General features: G+C 60.4%; 17 protein-coding genes. 3 read left to right on the forward strand and 14 right to left on the reverse strand.

Translation table 11 applies throughout. From position 1 onward, the window contains the following. Window positions 1-18 precede the first annotated feature (18 nt). The 9 genes from FUU19_RS21395 to FUU19_RS21435 all read right to left on the reverse strand — a co-directional run bounded on the left by FUU19_RS21395 (window position 19) and on the right by FUU19_RS21435 (window position 6,863). Entirely contained in the window at window positions 19-1,233 is a 1,215-nt protein-coding gene (locus FUU19_RS21395; RefSeq protein WP_230489666.1) for a lactonase family protein, read from the reverse strand. 94 nt (window positions 1,234-1,327) lie between these two features. Next, a complete protein-coding gene (dagF, locus tag FUU19_RS21400) occupies window positions 1,328-2,068 on the reverse strand; it encodes a 2-dehydro-3-deoxy-phosphogluconate aldolase (protein ID WP_033648993.1) in 741 nt (246 codons plus the stop codon). Next, window positions 2,065-3,183: a DgaE family pyridoxal phosphate-dependent ammonia lyase gene (locus FUU19_RS21405; RefSeq protein WP_141972390.1), complete on the reverse strand. Its 1,119-nt coding sequence runs from the start codon at window positions 3,181-3,183 to the stop codon at window positions 2,065-2,067. The genes dagF and FUU19_RS21405 overlap by 4 nt, the downstream gene beginning before the upstream one ends. Next, window positions 3,167-4,306, reverse strand: coding sequence for an amidohydrolase/deacetylase family metallohydrolase (locus FUU19_RS21410; protein WP_230489667.1), 1,140 nt, complete (start codon window positions 4,304-4,306; stop codon window positions 3,167-3,169). Before FUU19_RS21410 ends, FUU19_RS21405 begins: the two co-directional genes overlap by 17 nt. A 63-nt stretch (window positions 4,307-4,369) precedes the next feature. After that, on the reverse strand, window positions 4,370-5,020 hold the full coding sequence (locus FUU19_RS21415) for a DUF4310 family protein (RefSeq protein ID WP_004937013.1): 651 nt from the start codon (window positions 5,018-5,020) through the stop codon (window positions 4,370-4,372). A gap of 11 nt (window positions 5,021-5,031) precedes the next feature. Beyond that, entirely contained in the window at window positions 5,032-5,808 is a 777-nt protein-coding gene (locus FUU19_RS21420) for a DUF4311 domain-containing protein (RefSeq protein WP_004937006.1), read from the reverse strand. Between the two features lie 30 nt (window positions 5,809-5,838). After that, window positions 5,839-6,135 carry a DUF4312 family protein gene (locus tag FUU19_RS21425; RefSeq protein ID WP_047729783.1) on the reverse strand — a complete coding sequence of 99 codons (297 nt, stop codon included), beginning with the start codon at window positions 6,133-6,135 and terminating at the stop codon, window positions 5,839-5,841. Continuing rightward, window positions 6,135-6,500 (reverse strand): glycine-rich SFCGS family protein, encoded by a 366-nt coding sequence (locus FUU19_RS21430; protein WP_004937000.1) that lies wholly within the window; start codon window positions 6,498-6,500, stop codon window positions 6,135-6,137. The genes FUU19_RS21425 and FUU19_RS21430 overlap by 1 nt, the downstream gene beginning before the upstream one ends. A gap of 36 nt (window positions 6,501-6,536) precedes the next feature. Continuing rightward, window positions 6,537-6,863, reverse strand: a complete 327-nt coding sequence (locus FUU19_RS21435; RefSeq protein WP_373275471.1) for a glycine dehydrogenase — start codon at window positions 6,861-6,863, stop codon at window positions 6,537-6,539. Between the two features lie 444 nt (window positions 6,864-7,307). On the opposite strand from FUU19_RS21435, the gene rnk reads away from it, so the two are divergent. Beyond that, on the forward strand, window positions 7,308-7,718 hold the full coding sequence (rnk, locus tag FUU19_RS21440) for a nucleoside diphosphate kinase regulator (RefSeq protein ID WP_004936993.1): 411 nt from the start codon (window positions 7,308-7,310) through the stop codon (window positions 7,716-7,718). Window positions 7,719-7,755: 37 nt separating this feature from the next. On the opposite strand, the gene FUU19_RS21445 is transcribed toward rnk, so the two are convergent. The 3 genes from FUU19_RS21445 to FUU19_RS21455 are packed head-to-tail and all read right to left on the reverse strand — an operon-like array spanning window position 7,756 to window position 10,869. Then, entirely contained in the window at window positions 7,756-8,544 is a 789-nt protein-coding gene (locus FUU19_RS21445; protein WP_197833739.1) for a sulfite exporter TauE/SafE family protein, read from the reverse strand. Continuing rightward, window positions 8,537-9,418 carry a formyltransferase family protein gene (locus FUU19_RS21450; RefSeq protein ID WP_230489668.1) on the reverse strand — a complete coding sequence of 294 codons (882 nt, stop codon included), beginning with the start codon at window positions 9,416-9,418 and terminating at the stop codon, window positions 8,537-8,539. Before FUU19_RS21450 ends, FUU19_RS21445 begins: the two co-directional genes overlap by 8 nt. Then, entirely contained in the window at window positions 9,415-10,869 is a 1,455-nt protein-coding gene (locus tag FUU19_RS21455; RefSeq protein WP_230489669.1) for an FAD/NAD(P)-binding protein, read from the reverse strand. The genes FUU19_RS21450 and FUU19_RS21455 overlap by 4 nt, the downstream gene beginning before the upstream one ends. A gap of 283 nt (window positions 10,870-11,152) precedes the next feature. Here FUU19_RS21455 and FUU19_RS21460 point away from each other — a divergent pair, with 283 nt between their 5' ends. Next, on the forward strand, window positions 11,153-11,935 hold the full coding sequence (locus FUU19_RS21460; protein ID WP_230489670.1) for an AraC family transcriptional regulator: 783 nt from the start codon (window positions 11,153-11,155) through the stop codon (window positions 11,933-11,935). Between the two features lie 4 nt (window positions 11,936-11,939). On the opposite strand, the gene cybC is transcribed toward FUU19_RS21460, so the two are convergent. Together cybC and pmbA are read right to left on the reverse strand one after the other, a co-directional pair. Then, on the reverse strand, window positions 11,940-12,326 hold the full coding sequence (gene cybC, locus FUU19_RS21465; protein WP_197780890.1) for a cytochrome b562: 387 nt from the start codon (window positions 12,324-12,326) through the stop codon (window positions 11,940-11,942). 138 nt (window positions 12,327-12,464) lie between these two features. Then, window positions 12,465-13,805 (reverse strand): metalloprotease PmbA, encoded by a 1,341-nt coding sequence (pmbA, locus tag FUU19_RS21470; RefSeq protein ID WP_230489671.1) that lies wholly within the window; start codon window positions 13,803-13,805, stop codon window positions 12,465-12,467. Window positions 13,806-13,984: 179 nt separating this feature from the next. Here pmbA and yjgA point away from each other — a divergent pair, with 179 nt between their 5' ends. Continuing rightward, window positions 13,985-14,533: a ribosome biogenesis factor YjgA gene (yjgA, locus tag FUU19_RS21475; protein ID WP_230489672.1), complete on the forward strand. Its 549-nt coding sequence runs from the start codon at window positions 13,985-13,987 to the stop codon at window positions 14,531-14,533. Window positions 14,534-14,559: the final 26 nt, after the last annotated feature.

A 14,559-nucleotide genomic window follows, 5' to 3' on the forward strand; every position in this document is an offset into this window, starting at 1 on the left:
AACCGGGCGGGCCACGGGTTACTTCGGCGGCGGCAGGAACGCCATTTGCGAGGGGCTGCCGATCGGCAGATAGCCGCCCACAAAGCTGAGTTTGCCATCCGTCGGGTTTACGCTGAAGCGGGTGACGTTATCGCTGCGCTGGTTCAACGCATACAGATAGCGGCCATCCGGGCTCAGCGCCAGCGAACGCGGATAATCGCCACGCGTCCAGGTTTCCGCCACCGGTTTCAACTCACCGCCGGCGCCCACGCTGAACTGGGCAATGCTGTTATGCAGCCGGTTGGCGACGTACAGCGTGTCGCCGTTCTTGCTGAGCGCCAGCCCCGAAGCGAAGCTGGTGCCCTGATAGTCGGCGGGCAGCGCGGAAACCGCATGCAGTTGTTTCAGAGTACCTTTTTGGCGATCAAAACGGTAGCTGGTCAACGTCGAGGCCTCTTCGTTCACCAGCAGCACGGTTTCGCCGTCCGGATGGAACACAAAGTGACGCGGACCCGCGCCGGCGGAAGAGGCGGCGATCCACGGCGGATCGTTCGGCGTCAGCCGGCCGCTCGCCGCGTCAAAGCGCCATTGGTAGATGCGATCCAACCCCAGATCGGTGGAGAACACGAACTTGCCGCTCGGATCGCTGGCGATCATATGGGCATGCGGGCCATTGTGATCGCTGATGGCGAAGCTGCCGTTCACCGCCGCCGCCGGTTTGGCCGCGCCCGCCGGGCCCTGCTGTTGCTGCACCGAGCTGGCGGCGCCCAGGCTGCCGTCCGCTTCGATCGGGAAAGCCGCCACGCTGCCGCTGACGTAGTTGGCCACCAGCAAATGCCGCCCGTCCGGCGTCGAGGAGAGATACACCGGCCCCGCCCCCTGCGAATCCACCTGGTTGAGCTGCGTCAGGCCGCCGTCGGCCGGATTGACCCGGTAAGCGGTGATGCTGCCGTGTTTGCCGCCGTTGAAATCGGCCACTTCGCTGGCGACATACAGCGTCTTGCCATCAGCGCCCAACGTCAGCTGCGCCGGATTCGGCACGTTGCTGACCAGCGTGGCGTGGCTCAGCGCACCGCTGGCCGGATCGACCTGCACCCGGTAAACGCCTTCGCCGTTGGGATTGTAGGTGCCGATATAGGCGAAATGAGATGACGTGGAATTCATTGCATCCTCAGCATGCAGCGCCGGGCCGGTCACGGCCAGCAGCGCCAGGAACAACGCGGTGCGTCGGGTTGGAGCCTGCCAGTTTCGCATAGTAATCCTCAGACCTGAGTATAGGTAACGGCGCGGCATGCCGCGCCACGGGAAAACCTTCGCCTCCCAGCGTTTACCTCATCCCATTGTGCGTTCAGCCCACCAGCTTTTTGGTCATCGCCAGCAGGGTTTTCACGTCCTGCGGACGCGTGTCGCCGCTGGCGGCGTCGATGATCGAGCTATAGATATGCGGGATCACCCGTTTCACGCCGGCCGCCAGCGCGATCTCGACGATCGGCTCGTAGTTCTCCAGATCGATGCCGCCGGTCGGCTCCAGCATAAAGTCATGTTCGGCGCAGGCCTTGGCAACGTACTGGTATTCGTCCTTGCATTTCAGGCCGCCCATCGGGAAATACTTGATGGAGCTGCCGCCCATGTCCTTCAGCAAAGCGATGGCGGTTTCCACCGGCACGATGCCGTCAGGCGCCGCGGCGCTCAAGGGGCCGGTAGAAATCTTCACCCAGCCGACGCGGCCGGTCGGCGATACCAGGCCGTTGACCACGCTGTCGTTCTGGCCCAGCAGCGCGCGGCTAGCGCCGACGCCGGTAAACACCTGGTTAACGTGCTGCGGCTGCACCTGCTGAGCGATCAGGCTGACCATCGCCGACTGTTTCGGATCGCCGGCGCCCAGGCCAACCGACAGTGCGTTTTCGATCAGGCGCGCATAGCGCAGCATGTCGGTCACCGCGCTGTCGACGTCCGGGTAGTTCTTGGAGAGCACGCCCACCAGCACATGGCCTTCCGCCGCGGCGTAGATGTCCTGCGCGTTGGCTTTGGAGCCGGCCAGCACGTTCAGGCAGACGCGGTCGCGATAGTAGTTAGGCTGCAGCTTCATGCTTGTTTCTCCGTAAACAGGTTTTTGATACAGGTAAAGACGGTCATCAGTTGCCGCTCGTCGACGCTGCGCACATCAACCTCAATCTTGCCCTCGTTGGCCTTGTAGCCGCGGAAGTAGATGGCAATATCGCCGGTTTTCAGCGCCTGGACGATGTCATAGGTCGACCGCCCCAACACCGCTTCGTCGAAGGTAATCTCGGCGCGGGCGATATCGCGGCCGGCGCTGTCCCAGACGGTCTTGGCGCTGACGCCGGTCAGGGTATTGAGGCTGTCGAGGAACGGCGTCATCCGCGCCACCATCTGTTGCCCGGTGGTTTTCTCAAGCGTCAGATAGCTTTCAATCGCCTGCGTCAGGCCGAGGATGCCCTCTTTGCCGACCTTCATCGCCCGGCCAATGCCGCCGGATTGCAGCTTCACCCACTCGACGTACTGTTTCTTGCCGATCACGAGACCGCTGGTCGGCCCCTCGATGGCTTTAGCACCGCTGTAGATCACCAGATCGGCCCCCATCTGGTAGTAACACATCAGATCTTCTTCCGCCGCGGCGTCGACGATCAGCGGCAGGTTATGCTTGCGCGCCACGACCGCCGCCTGTTCGACGGACAAAATGCTTTTCTGCACGCAGTGGTGCGATTTGACGTACAAGATCGCCGCGGTCTGCGGCGTGATGCAGGCTTCAATCTGCTCCGGCGAACATTCGTTGGCGTAACCCGCCTCCACCACCTTGCCGCCGCCCAGCGCCACCATGGTGTCCACCGGCGCGCCGAAGTTGACGTTGTGGCCGCGCGGCAGCACGATCTCGCGCGGCACGGTCACCGGCGCCGAGTGCAGGTTCACCAGCAGATTGGCGTTATCTTTGACGATCACGGCAGCCACCGACTGGGCGATGCCCGCCGAGGCGCAGGAAACGATCACCGCGTCCTCCACGTTGAGCAGATCGGCGATGTAGGCGCCGGTCTTGTTGACCAGATCCTTGATTTCGAAATAGTGGTTCAGGCCGTAGTCAACGGCGTCGATCACGTCCTGGCGCGGCGTAGAAACGCCGAGAATGGTCATGCGGCCGGAGGTGTTGATCACCTGCTTCAAACCGTATTTTTCATAAATCGAAGACATGGCTTGCCTCCCCTTGTTCGGTTAATAGGATTTCCCCGGCCACCACGGCGGCCAGCGGCACCAACAGCTGTTCGCCCTCGGCGGTTTGCCCTTCGGCGTCGGCGAAGACCTGCGGTTCCCGGCGCAGTTCAAACAGCGTGAAGTCGGCGTCATAGCCCGGCTCCAGCCGCCCTTTGCCGCTCAGCTGCAGCGCCGATGCGGCGTTCTCCGTCACGCAGGCGATCACCTGCGGCAGCGTCAGGCCGACGCTGAAGAATTTGGACATCACCGTCGCCAGGCTATGCACCGGCCCGTTCATGCGGTTGCGGCAGTAAATATCGGAGCTGATGGTGTGCGGCAAAATACCCAGCGTGATCGCCTGGCGCGCCACCTCGAAGCTGAAGCTGGCGGTGCCGTGCCCCACGTCGAGCAACACGCCGCGCCGCAGCGCGCGCTGGATAGACTCGCGCAGCGTGCCCGCCGGCGTCAGAATGCGGTTCGGTTTACCGTTGTAGCAGTGGGTGATGATGTCGCCACGGGTCAGCAGATCGGCGATCTCGTCCAGATTCGGCGGGTTGTTGCCGATATGCACCATCAGCGGCAATTGGCGATTTTCCTGCTGGATCTCTTTGGCCAATACCAGCGGTCGGGTGCCGTTCTTGCCCACTACGCTGCTGCTCATGCGCGCCTTGATGCCGATGATAAAGCCGGGGTGGTTGGCGATGGCCTGGCCGGCCTCGCGCTTGTCGATGTCCGTCAACTCCGCCAGCTCGTTCTGCCGCAGCAGGCCGATACGCGAGATGTTGAGGAAGGCGAAAACGTTGGTTTTGGCGCTGCGCGTCAGTTGATAAAAAGCGTCGATATCGTCGGCGCCGGTGCTGCCGGCATCGACCACGCTGGTGACGCCGCTGGCGATGCCGACCCGATCCGGCTCGTCATGGTAAATCGGCGAGTCGGGATAGCAGTGCACGTGCGCATCGATCCAACCGGCACTCAGGCGGCAGTTGCCCGCCAGATCCAGTTGGCGAACGGCGCTGACGTCCGCCGCCAACCGCCCCACCGAGGCTATTTTGCCGTCTTTCACCGCCAGATCGATCAGCGTATCGTCCGCCAGTCTGGCGCCTCTGATTACTAAGTCATACATACCACATTGCTCCTGTTAGCCCGGGCGCCGCCGCAGCATCGGGCGGCGCCTGGCGCAGGCCTCTTAAGAAATGGCTACCGGGAAGATCGCCCCCAGGATCATCGCGCCGAGGATCGCTCCGCCGGTGATCGGTTTACCCCAGATATAGAACAGCAGCGCGCCGAGCAGCGAACCGATGCCGATCGGGATCGAGGCGGTCATCGCCGACAGGATGATCAACGGCCCGAGGAAGCGGCCCGACGAGTTGCCCGCGCCCATCATCACGTCCGCCCCGTAGGTGGAGTTGCTCTGATTGATGGTGAATTTGCGCGCCAGGATGATCACGTAACCGATCGCCAGACCGATGATCAGGCCGGTGGCCAGCGAAGCGGCAAAGTTGGCAACCGGGAACACGATGCCGGCCCCCAAAAGCAGCGCCGGTACGCCCAGCCCGACGCCGGTCTGGATCGCGCCGCCGATATCCAGGATGCCCACCAGCGAGCCTTCGATGATGCGCGCGAACAGGAAGCTGGCGCCGAACGCCGCCACCGCGCCATACACGCCGGTATCCATCCCCGCCCGCAGCATGGAAACGAACGCCACTTCGTTAAAGGCGCCGATGCCGTACAGGTAGTACATGTGCGTCCCGGCGAACACGCCGGAGGACAGCAGGCCAACAAAAATCGGGAATGACCAGTCGGCGTACCAGAAGCCTTTTTGGGTTTGCTCTTCCATCATCCCGCTCCTTATTTACCGCTCAGGGTGTTGTGAATGGCGTCCAGCCAGCCCGGCACGCCGAGGCTGAAGGACTCGAGAACTTTCATGTCGAAGCCGCGGAAGAAGCCGCTCAGCACGAACAGCAGCACGATCACCGCCATCATGATCTTGGTGATCTTGTTCCAGCCGCTCTCTTCCACGCCTTTGCCGATCAGAATGCCCAGCACCAGGCCCGGTACGGCGTTGCCCATGATCAGCTGCGCCAGGCCGCCGAAGATGGTGCCCCAGAAGCCGGAGCGGCGCCCGGCGTCGATCGCCGCCAGCCAGAAGATCACCGGCATCACGGTGTTCACCAGCAGGTTGGCCGCCGGCACCAGCACCTTGATCGCGGTGACTTGCAGCGCGGCAGGCACGGCGGAAGCGGTGGTATTGAGGAACGCCACTACCAACATGCCGATGATGCCGCAGGCGATGGCCATTTTTTTCGGATCGTGCAGCGTTTGCGCCAGATTGCGGTTCTTGACCATCAGGGCCGCCGCGCCCCAGTGCGGGATGATGCGGTGATCGACGTCCTGCGTGAAGGAGCCCGCCGCCACGGAAGACGCCCAGGCGTTGAAGAAGAAGCCCAGACCGAATGAGAAGTGGGAAGCCGGATCGCCCTCGCAGGAGTTCAGCTCGCCCAGGGTGCGAAACGCCCCCATGCCCTGTGTTGTCGGTGCGTGGAACATGCGTGCGGCGCCGGCCCCTACGCCGACGCCCACCAGCCCACCGATAATAATCGATTTAAATAAGATGATTAAAAACATCAGTATACCCTTTCATTTATGCTAACGTTTTTATTTCGTGACGAAGACAACCTTCTCGGTATTGATAATGGTTACGTTCACGGTTATTTCCAGAGAAACGGCATAGCGCTTTCTTTCACGCGGCAAAAAGAAGAAAAGAAATTTCTCTTTAGTTATTTTCTCTTCCGCTTTCACTACGCTGACGTCCTGCGGCTCGATACGCAGCAGAATATTGTTGGTGGACTTTAATACCGCACCCTGCACATTAGCCAAGGCGGAAGCAAAAGCTTTCGCTTTGCTGTCGCCTTTACCCTCCACCTTTACCGATGTGGTATATTGCTCTTTCATTATGGATTGCCATGTTTTTTGACGTAGGCTTCCACCAGTTTCTGGCCCAGCTCTTCTTTATCCATAAAGCCGAAACCCAGCACGTTGCAGCCTTCGTTAATTGCCGTCACGCCCTCTTCCACCGAACGCATGCCGTATTTGGCTTTGTAGCCGTATTTGGTTTGCGCGGTAATCGCGCCGGCGCCGCCGCTGCCGCAAAAAGAGATGCCCAACTGCGCGTTTTCCGCTTTCATGACGTCGCCCAGTTTCATATCTGCCGCCACGCCGGGGATAACCACCGCTTTTCCGCCTGCGTTTTCAACGCCCTGGCCGACTTTTTGCCCTTTGCCCAAACGATCGCCGATCACTACGGTAATTTGACCCATGGTATTTTCTCCTGATTGAAATCGATGCGTTAACCGCTATGCGTTATTATCTTTCGCCACTTCGAAGTGCACTGACAGTAAATAGGCTTCTTCGATAGGCAATGTGTCAAACTGATTCACCACGCGCTCCGCCATTTGCATGGATTCGGCAGAGATTTCGTCGAACAACGATTTATCCACCTCCGGCAACGGCTCACCGGTTATTGAACGCAGCACCATGGCGCGAATATGCGATTCCAGCATCTGTTGCTGCACCGCATTGGTATAAATATTCTCAGCATTCAGCATCGCGGTAATATCCGCCAATACCCGAGCGGCGATCGCTCCGGCTTCGCTGACATCGGATTGTTCAATTTCTTTTATCGAAGCAGATCCATCATTCACTTTTCAGTACCCCTAGATCCTACATTAATCAGTAAGCCGTAAAGCGCATCACCTGAATAACCCGCTTTCTGTAATGTCTTTACCCTACCCCCGGTAGGATTTTCTGTGTAGACCGGTTTTTTCCAGTTTGAAGTGGAAATCGAATGACGCGCGGAGATCCATTTCGCAAAACGGCACCAAGGTGAAAAAGTCAATGAGATAACAAATAGATAACCGGGCTAACCGTTTCTTTTGCCACAATTGACGATAAAAGCCTTCGTGATCGGGATCTCTTTCTTTTCTCGCCCCAACCGCCTACTATCAATAGGACAAATCGACATTACCCACACCCCCGCTCCTCTGGCGCGGGGGTGTTGCTTTGTGTTGTTTTTCCGAATTTATGGGTGCATAGACTGGCACCCTTTGATTTGACTGGAGAGTGGAATGACCAAACCCATCATTACTATTAATGAGCTGGATGCGGAACGCCTGGATGCGCTATTGGAACAACCGGCCTTTGCCAACACCGACGTCGCCGCCGCGCTGAACGACGAGTTGGATCGCGCGGAAATCCTGCCGCCGGAGAAAATGCCGGCCAACGTGGTGACCATGAACAGCCGCGTGCGTTTTCGCGATCTGCACACCGATGAAGAGCACGTGCGTACGCTGGTTTACCCGGCATCGCTGAAAGACAGCCACGATCAGCTGTCGGTAATGGCGCCGCTGGGCGCAGCGCTGCTCGGCATGCACGTCGGCAAGCAGATCTCCTGGCAATTGCCGAACGGTGAAGAAGCGCGGATTGAAGTGCTGGAATTGCTGTACCAGCCGGAAGCGGCGGGCGAATACCACCGTTAAGCGGTTTTCAGGGCGGCATCCGGCCGCCCTTTCTGTCTCAGAGGCAGATAGCGATCAGCACGGCGATCAGCAGCAGCACGTAGATTTTGGCATGCAGCGCATCGCTCACCTTCGGCAAACAGCGCCTGGCAAACACGATCCCCGCAATCCCCGCGACCACCAGCAACCCCAGAATGTTCAGATTGACGTAACCCAGATACTGCGGCCCGCTCATCTCGTGCCACCCCAACACGATATACATCAGCGCCCCGATCACCGCCACCGGGATCGACAGCGGGTTGGCGGCGCTGACGCAATATTTCATGTCGTAACCATGGCGACGCAGCAGCGGTACGGTCATCACGCTGCCGCCCACTCCCAGCAGGGTGGCGATGCCGCCGATCAGCGGCCCCCCGCCCCACAGTGTGACGGGGGACAGTTCGGCGCGCGCCGGTTTGATCAAAAAACCCCGGCGGAACAGACAATCGGCGATGGTCACCGCCATATAGACCACAAACAGCCCGCGGATCACGCCGTCCGCCAGCAGCGAAGAGGCGAAAGCGCCCAGCGCCGCGCCGATGCCGATGAAAAAGATCAGCGGCACGATGGTTTCGCGCAGCAGGTTGCCGCTGCGCCAGTTGGTCAGCGTGGCGTAACTCGCGTTGAGGATCATCACCGCCGTCGAGGTCGCCACCGCGATATGCATCGCCTGGCCGGGCTGCTCGCCCGAGGCGGAGATCAGGTGATAGACGAAAGGCACCACCACAAAGCCGCCGCCGAAGCCGAACAGAATGGTGGTGATGCCGGTCAGAAAACCGGCACCCAATACAACCAAGGTTTCAATCATGGCCGTGCGCCCGCACGAAGTCGTCGAACCCGGCGCAGAACTGCCCCGCCAGCGGGTGGAAACGATCGCCGACGAACAGCCCCAGATACTGCTCGCGCACGGCGTCATGATCCACCAGCTCAATGCCCGCCTGTTCCGCCTGCGCCAGCGTCTGCGCGTCCGGGAAGCCCCAATAGCGCGAATCGCCCTGCTTTTCCGCCGCTATCGCTTCGCTGTGCTCCGCCCGCATCAGCTGACGCGCCAGGAAAGCGCCGCTCTGTACGCCCAACAGCATCATGTTTTCCAGGAACGACAGGTCGTGACGCAGCTCGGCGGGCAGACGGGCGATCACCGGGCCGGCGTCCCAGTGTTCATCCATTTCATGCAGCGTTACCGCACAGTCCCTGTCACCGTTCATCATCGCGCGGAACAGCGTCATCACCCCGCGATAGCGCGGCAAATCCCCCGGATGCAGGTTCCACAGCAGCTTGCCGCGTCGGCTGAAGGCGCGCACATAGTCGGCGGAGAATTTCTGATAACAGCGCAGGGAGATCACCCCATCCATATGCCCGAGGCTGCTGATAAACGCGGTGTCGTTGATGTCGAGAACGCGATGTGCTTTTACCCCGGCGGCGGCCAGGAACAGGGCCGGCGACTGATAGGCGCCGTCGCAGGCGGCGGCGTTGCGGCCCACGAACGGGAACACGAAATCGTTCAGCACTTCGCGCTCATACAGCCCCAGGCGGCGAACCGCCGGCTCCAGCGTGCGCCCGGCGCTCTTCGCCAAGGGGAAATACACCGTAAAGGCACACTCGTCCTTCAGAGCGGCGATCAGATCCTGACACACCAGCCAGGAGAAAATGTCGTTGCCGACAAAGAGCGCTACGTTTTTCATACTTCAGCCTTCTTTGCGTTGAAAATAGGGTTGTTAAACACGATCTTGCTGATATCCCGCGTGATGGATTCCATCGCCGAGGTGTAAAACAGATCGCCCTTGGCGGGCGCGCCGAGCGAGTAGAGATGCTGCTCACGGCCGCGTCGGTCGGCGATTTTCAGCGTGTGCGGGTTGCACTTCACACCGCCGAACAGGTTCTCTTGCACCAACCCGTCTTGCAGCAGCTGATGGCTCAGGCGGTTGGGCGGCAGTTGATAGGAAGGCGTGGTGCAGTTGAACAGATACTGCGCATGCACCCGCGTCTCATGGCAACGAAGAATAAACCCGTCCGTCCCCTTACTGATATCCACCAGGCCGCCGCAGGCACGCAGGCGTTGGCTCTCCAGCGCCGCCACGATCTTGCTGGCGTTCTTGAGCGGCATGGCATGCCGATTGCGCATCCAGGAGGAGTTGTAAAAGCGCATGAAGACCTGCCGGTTGTTGGCATCCATCTTGACCCAGGCGGCGCACACCGCCGGGTGGATCGCCGCCAGATAGCTGCAGATATGCTCCCGGGCAAAACGCGCGCGATCGAGACTGTCTGCCAGATCGCGATAGCAATCGCGCCTTTCCCCCAGCGCCGAGAGCACCGTCAGCCGCTCCGGCCCCGGATAGTGGCGCGCCAGCGCGGCATTGATCGCATGCACCAGCTGATGCGCGTCAATAAAATCGCTGCCGGCGACAAAGCGCCGTAGCGCCTCAACAAACGCCTCCGGCGGCGGACGCATCAGCGCCGGCTGCACGCTGGGGAACAGGCCCGAGCGCGACAGGGCGCAGATATCGGTCGCCCCCAGGCGCTCCATCAGCTCAACGATGGCATCGATCGCCGTCAGGCTGCAGCCGATTACGCCGATGCTCGAATAAGGGTTGATCGGCGGCAGATCCTGGTGGGCCTGATAAGCGATCACGCCATCCACCGGATAGAGACACTCCGGCGGGTTGTGCCCCGAACACAGCACCAGCGCATTCATCTGTTCGGCGCCGCCACAGGTGGTGGTCAGCCGGTAGCCGGCTTCTAGCGGCGCGATGGCATTCACTTCGGCGGTCACGAAATTCAGCGCGACGTTACTGTCCGCCGCCATATAAATCGTCATGTCGCGAATAAAGTCGTGATATTCCCGATACAGCCAGCGCGGCGGATAACGATCCTGGCAAAACTGCGGGAAATGCATGGCGATCCAATCAACGAAGTGCGTTTCGTCGAAAATATCCGCCGACATATTTTCCGGCGTCATATTTAATATATGGCTGTCAAAATCGCTGCTGTATGCCATTCCGCCCTTGAAGCCCTGCTTGTCGAACACCGTCAGGGAAAGCGGCCTTTTGCAATGATTAACCGACTTATTTTTTATAAAGTTATACGCAAAAGCGATCCCGGCGGCTCCGCCGCCAACCACACCGAACTTATACATGAAATATCACCTTATAGTCATTGAACTGCGCTAAGAACTATTGCTTCAGGTGTTGGAATAAAATGACGCTTTATTCCTTATTAACTTCTTGTATTGCGAGAACGAAAACCTTCGTCCCACCCCGGTGTGAAAACTTGCACGGGCTTTATGGCCGATAAAATAACGGCGCCCCGAACAAGCATTATTTTTCTGCCCCGATAGTAGGGCGGCGGCTGCTGGCTTGCTTTATATGAAGGGCCAACTATCATTGCGTTTCGGCCAATCTGCCCGCCAAAGGAAACACATGCGCAACGTCCGCATTGATGACATCGACCACGTAACGCGCACAGTGATCGCCATCGGCACCGATTATCCGCCGGGACACCTGCTGCCGATGCACAGCCACCGGCGCGCGCAGTTGCTGTACGGTGCCACCGGCGTCATGCACGTTTTCACGCAGCAAGGCAATTGGGTCGTCCCGCCGCAGCACGCGGTGTGGCTGCCGCCGCAGATGCCGCACGCGGTGAGGATGGTCGGCGTCACCACCCGCAGCCTGTACCTCGAACCCGGCGCGTTGCCCGCCGAGCGGCCGCAGGTCTGCCAGGTGGTCAGCGTCACTCCGCTGATGCGTCAGCTGTTGATGGCGGCGGTGGATATGCCGCTGGAGTATGAACAAGAGGGGCGCGACGGAGCGCTGGCGACGCTGCTGCTGCATGAGCTGGCTAGGCTGCAGCCTTTGCCGTTGCACATCCCGCTGCCCGCCGATCCTCGGCTGGGTGAGCTGTGCCACGCCTTTTTGCAGCACCCCGACGCCCACGACTCCGCGCAGCGGTGGGCGCCTCGTCTGTACATGAGCATTCGCACCTTCAGCCGCTTCTTTCGCGCGCAGACCGGCCTGCCGTTTTCGCAATGGCGCCAGCGCGCCTGCGTGGTGCTGGCGTTGGCGCTGCTGGCCGAAGGGCGCAGCGTAACGCAGGTGGCGATGGAGATGGGATATGACAGCAGCGCGGCGTTTTCAACCATGTTTCGCCGCGTGCTGGGGCAGGCACCCTCCTCCTATCTGATGGAAGATGGGCGCGACGGTTGACGAATTAGCGGAATTTCTTGTGGTTGGCGTCGCGGGTTTGCTTGAAGCCCTGCGCCAGCTGCTTCGCTTCGGCGACTTTGCCCTGACTGGCCAGCGCCAGCGCCTGATCGATTTGGCCGATCAGGGTATCCAACCCGCTGCGGAAATCTTTCATCTCCGGGCTGTCGGCGGCTTTGTCTTCCAGCTTCGGCGGAGTGCCCTGTTTGGCATCCTGCGCGGCGGCGCGCATGTTTTGCAGGCTCTGTTTGAGGGTAGCGGCGGAATCGGTATTCAGCACCGTTTTATAGTTTTCCGCCAGGGTGTCCATATCGTCGCCCAGATCGGCGGCGGCCGCCAGCGAACTGGCCGCCAGCAGCGTCAACGCCGCCAGCGCTTTCAGGGTATTCTGCATGTTTGCTCACCTTCCAGTTATTGTTTTAATTAACCCACCGTTACCATAGGCAAGGCCGGGCAAAACCGAAACCGGAGATTTGTAAGCAAGGTTGAGACGGGATAATGCGCGACCGGTAGGCACCGGCCGCGCAGAGGATCATTGACCGGCGATCTTCATTTCCGGCAGCAGCACCGAACCGCACTGAATATTGCTGCGGGTTTCGATATCGCTGCCAACGCTGACGATGTTGCGCAGCATGTCTTTCAGGTTGCCGGCGATGGTGATCTCGCTGACCGGATATTGGATCTCGCCGTTTTCCACCCAGAAACCGGCGGCGCCGCGCGAGTAATCGCCGGTGACGCCGCTGACGCCCTGGCCCATCAGCTCGGTGACCACCAGGCCGGTGCCAAGCTGTTTCAACATGCCGGCGAAGTCCGCGCCCTGCCCGGCAATGCGCCAGTTATGGATGCCGCCGGCATGGCCGGTGCTGTGCAGACCCAGCTTGCGCGCCGAGTAACTGGTCATCAACCAGGTCTGCAGCACGCCGTCCTTGATGATATCGCGCCGCTGGGTGCGCACGCCCTCGCTGTCGAACGGCGTCGACGCCAGCCCTTTCAGCAGGTGCGGATGCTCCTCTACTGTCAGCCACTCTGGCAGGATCTGCTTGCCGAGCGAGTCCAGCAGGAAGGTCGATTTGCGATAAACGCTGCTGCCGCTGATGGCGCCCACCAGATGGCCGAACAGCCCGGTGGCCACTTCGGAGGCGAACAGCACCGGCGCCTTCATGGTCGACAGTTTGCGCGGCGCGAGACGCGCCAGCGTGCGGCGGGCGCACTCCTGCCCCACCCACTCAGGGCTTTGCAGATCGCCCATCGCACGGCCGATGGTGTAAGCGTAATCCCGCTCCATATCGCCTTCCTGCTCAGCAATGACGCAGCTGGACAGCGAGTGGCGGCTGGAACAGTAGCTTTGCAGCATGCCGTGGCTGTTGCCGAACACTTTGATGCCGTAGTGGCTGTTGAAGCTGCCGCCTTCGGTGTTGGTGATGCGCTTGTCCGCCGCCAGCGAAGCCTGCTCGGCGCGTGCCGCCAGCTCGATGCCGCGCTCGGCGTCCAGTTCGGTCGGGTGGAACAGATCGAGATCCGGCGCCTCGAACGCCAGCAGATCTTTCTCCGCCGGGCCGGCGCAGGGATCTTCAGAGGTGTAACGCGCGATGTCCAGCGCCGCCTGCACGGTGCGGGCGATGGCGTCCGGACTGAGATCGGTGGAAGAGGCGCTGCCTTTGCGCTGGCGGTGATACACGGTGATGCCCAGCGCGCCGTCGCTGTTGAACTCGACGTTTTCCACTTCGCCGAAGCGGGTGCTGACGCTGATGCCGGTCGATTTGGTGACCGCCACTTCCGCCGCGTCGGAACCGGCGCGGGCCAGCTCCAGCGCCTGAGAAACGGCCTGTTCCAGCGCCTTGCGCTGTTCTGCAACTTGAGTGACTACTTTCATCAATCTGCCATAATTAATCAGAAAATCGTTGAGAAAAGTGCCGGAGCGGCGTAGTTGTGCACGCGGAGCGGCGCGCAAAAATCCTGAGATCTCTGCCGTTGAGTCTAACAGGAACCGCGTTGAATTTCGCATAAAGCCGGCAACCTGTTAGGATTAGCCTCTTTTTAACGGAGCCTACCATGAACAAACAGCCTGAAGACTGGCTCGACGATGTCCCGGAGAATGAAAACGAGGACGATGACGAGATTATCTGGGTCAGTAAAAGTGAAATTAAACGTGATGCCGAAGCGCTGAAAGACCTGGGGGCCGAAATGGTCGATCTGGGCAAAAACGCGCTGGACCGCATTCCGTTGGACGAAGATTTGCGCGCCGCCATTGAGCTGGCGCAGAAGATCAAGAAAGAGGGCCGTCGCCGTCAGCTGCAGCTGATCGGCAAAATGCTGCGCGCCCGCGATATCGAGCCGATCCAGACCGCGCTCGACAAGCTGAAAAACCGCCACAACCAGCAGGTTTCGCTGTTCCATAAACTGGAAGCGCTGCGCGACCGTCTGGTCGAAGAAGGCGATGACGTGATTCCATCGATCCTGGATCTGTATCCGGCCGCCGATCGCCAACAGCTGCGTTCACTGGTGCGCAACGCGCAGAAAGAGAAGGCCGCCAACAAGCCGCCTAAGGCTTACCCCCAGATCTTCCAATACCTGCGCGAGCTGGCCGAAGCGGCCGACTAAGCGCCGCCGCCATCCCGGGATGAAGC

Source organism: Serratia montpellierensis, assembly GCF_020858655.1.
GTDB lineage: Bacteria > Pseudomonadota > Gammaproteobacteria > Enterobacterales > Enterobacteriaceae > Serratia > Serratia montpellierensis.

Excerpts from the sequence above, each read along its gene's own strand:
- FUU19_RS21455 (WP_230489669.1), bottom strand. The coding sequence starts at position 10,869 with ATGTATAAGTTCGGTGTGGTTGGCGGCGGAGCCGCCGGGATCGCTTTT.
- pmbA (WP_230489671.1), bottom strand. The coding sequence starts at position 13,805 with ATGAAAGTAGTCACTCAAGTTGCAGAACAGCGCAAGGCGCTGGAACAG.
- FUU19_RS21425 (WP_047729783.1), bottom strand. The coding sequence starts at position 6,135 with ATGAAAGAGCAATATACCACATCGGTAAAGGTGGAGGGTAAAGGCGAC.
- FUU19_RS21405 (WP_141972390.1), bottom strand. The coding sequence starts at position 3,183 with ATGTCTTCGATTTATGAAAAATACGGTTTGAAGCAGGTGATCAACACC.
- cybC (WP_197780890.1), bottom strand. The coding sequence starts at position 12,326 with ATGCAGAATACCCTGAAAGCGCTGGCGGCGTTGACGCTGCTGGCGGCC.
- FUU19_RS21445 (WP_197833739.1), bottom strand. The coding sequence starts at position 8,544 with ATGATTGAAACCTTGGTTGTATTGGGTGCCGGTTTTCTGACCGGCATC.
- FUU19_RS21395 (WP_230489666.1), bottom strand. The coding sequence starts at position 1,233 with ATGCGAAACTGGCAGGCTCCAACCCGACGCACCGCGTTGTTCCTGGCG.
- FUU19_RS21410 (WP_230489667.1), bottom strand. The coding sequence starts at position 4,306 with ATGTATGACTTAGTAATCAGAGGCGCCAGACTGGCGGACGATACGCTG.
- dagF (WP_033648993.1), bottom strand. The coding sequence starts at position 2,068 with ATGAAGCTGCAGCCTAACTACTATCGCGACCGCGTCTGCCTGAACGTG.
- FUU19_RS21450 (WP_230489668.1), bottom strand. The coding sequence starts at position 9,418 with ATGAAAAACGTAGCGCTCTTTGTCGGCAACGACATTTTCTCCTGGCTG.
- yjgA (WP_230489672.1), top strand. The coding sequence starts at position 13,985 with ATGAACAAACAGCCTGAAGACTGGCTCGACGATGTCCCGGAGAATGAA.
- FUU19_RS21415 (WP_004937013.1), bottom strand. The coding sequence starts at position 5,020 with ATGGAAGAGCAAACCCAAAAAGGCTTCTGGTACGCCGACTGGTCATTC.
- FUU19_RS21420 (WP_004937006.1), bottom strand. The coding sequence starts at position 5,808 with ATGTTTTTAATCATCTTATTTAAATCGATTATTATCGGTGGGCTGGTG.
- rnk (WP_004936993.1), top strand. The coding sequence starts at position 7,308 with ATGACCAAACCCATCATTACTATTAATGAGCTGGATGCGGAACGCCTG.
- FUU19_RS21430 (WP_004937000.1), bottom strand. The coding sequence starts at position 6,500 with ATGGGTCAAATTACCGTAGTGATCGGCGATCGTTTGGGCAAAGGGCAA.
- FUU19_RS21460 (WP_230489670.1), top strand. The coding sequence starts at position 11,153 with ATGCGCAACGTCCGCATTGATGACATCGACCACGTAACGCGCACAGTG.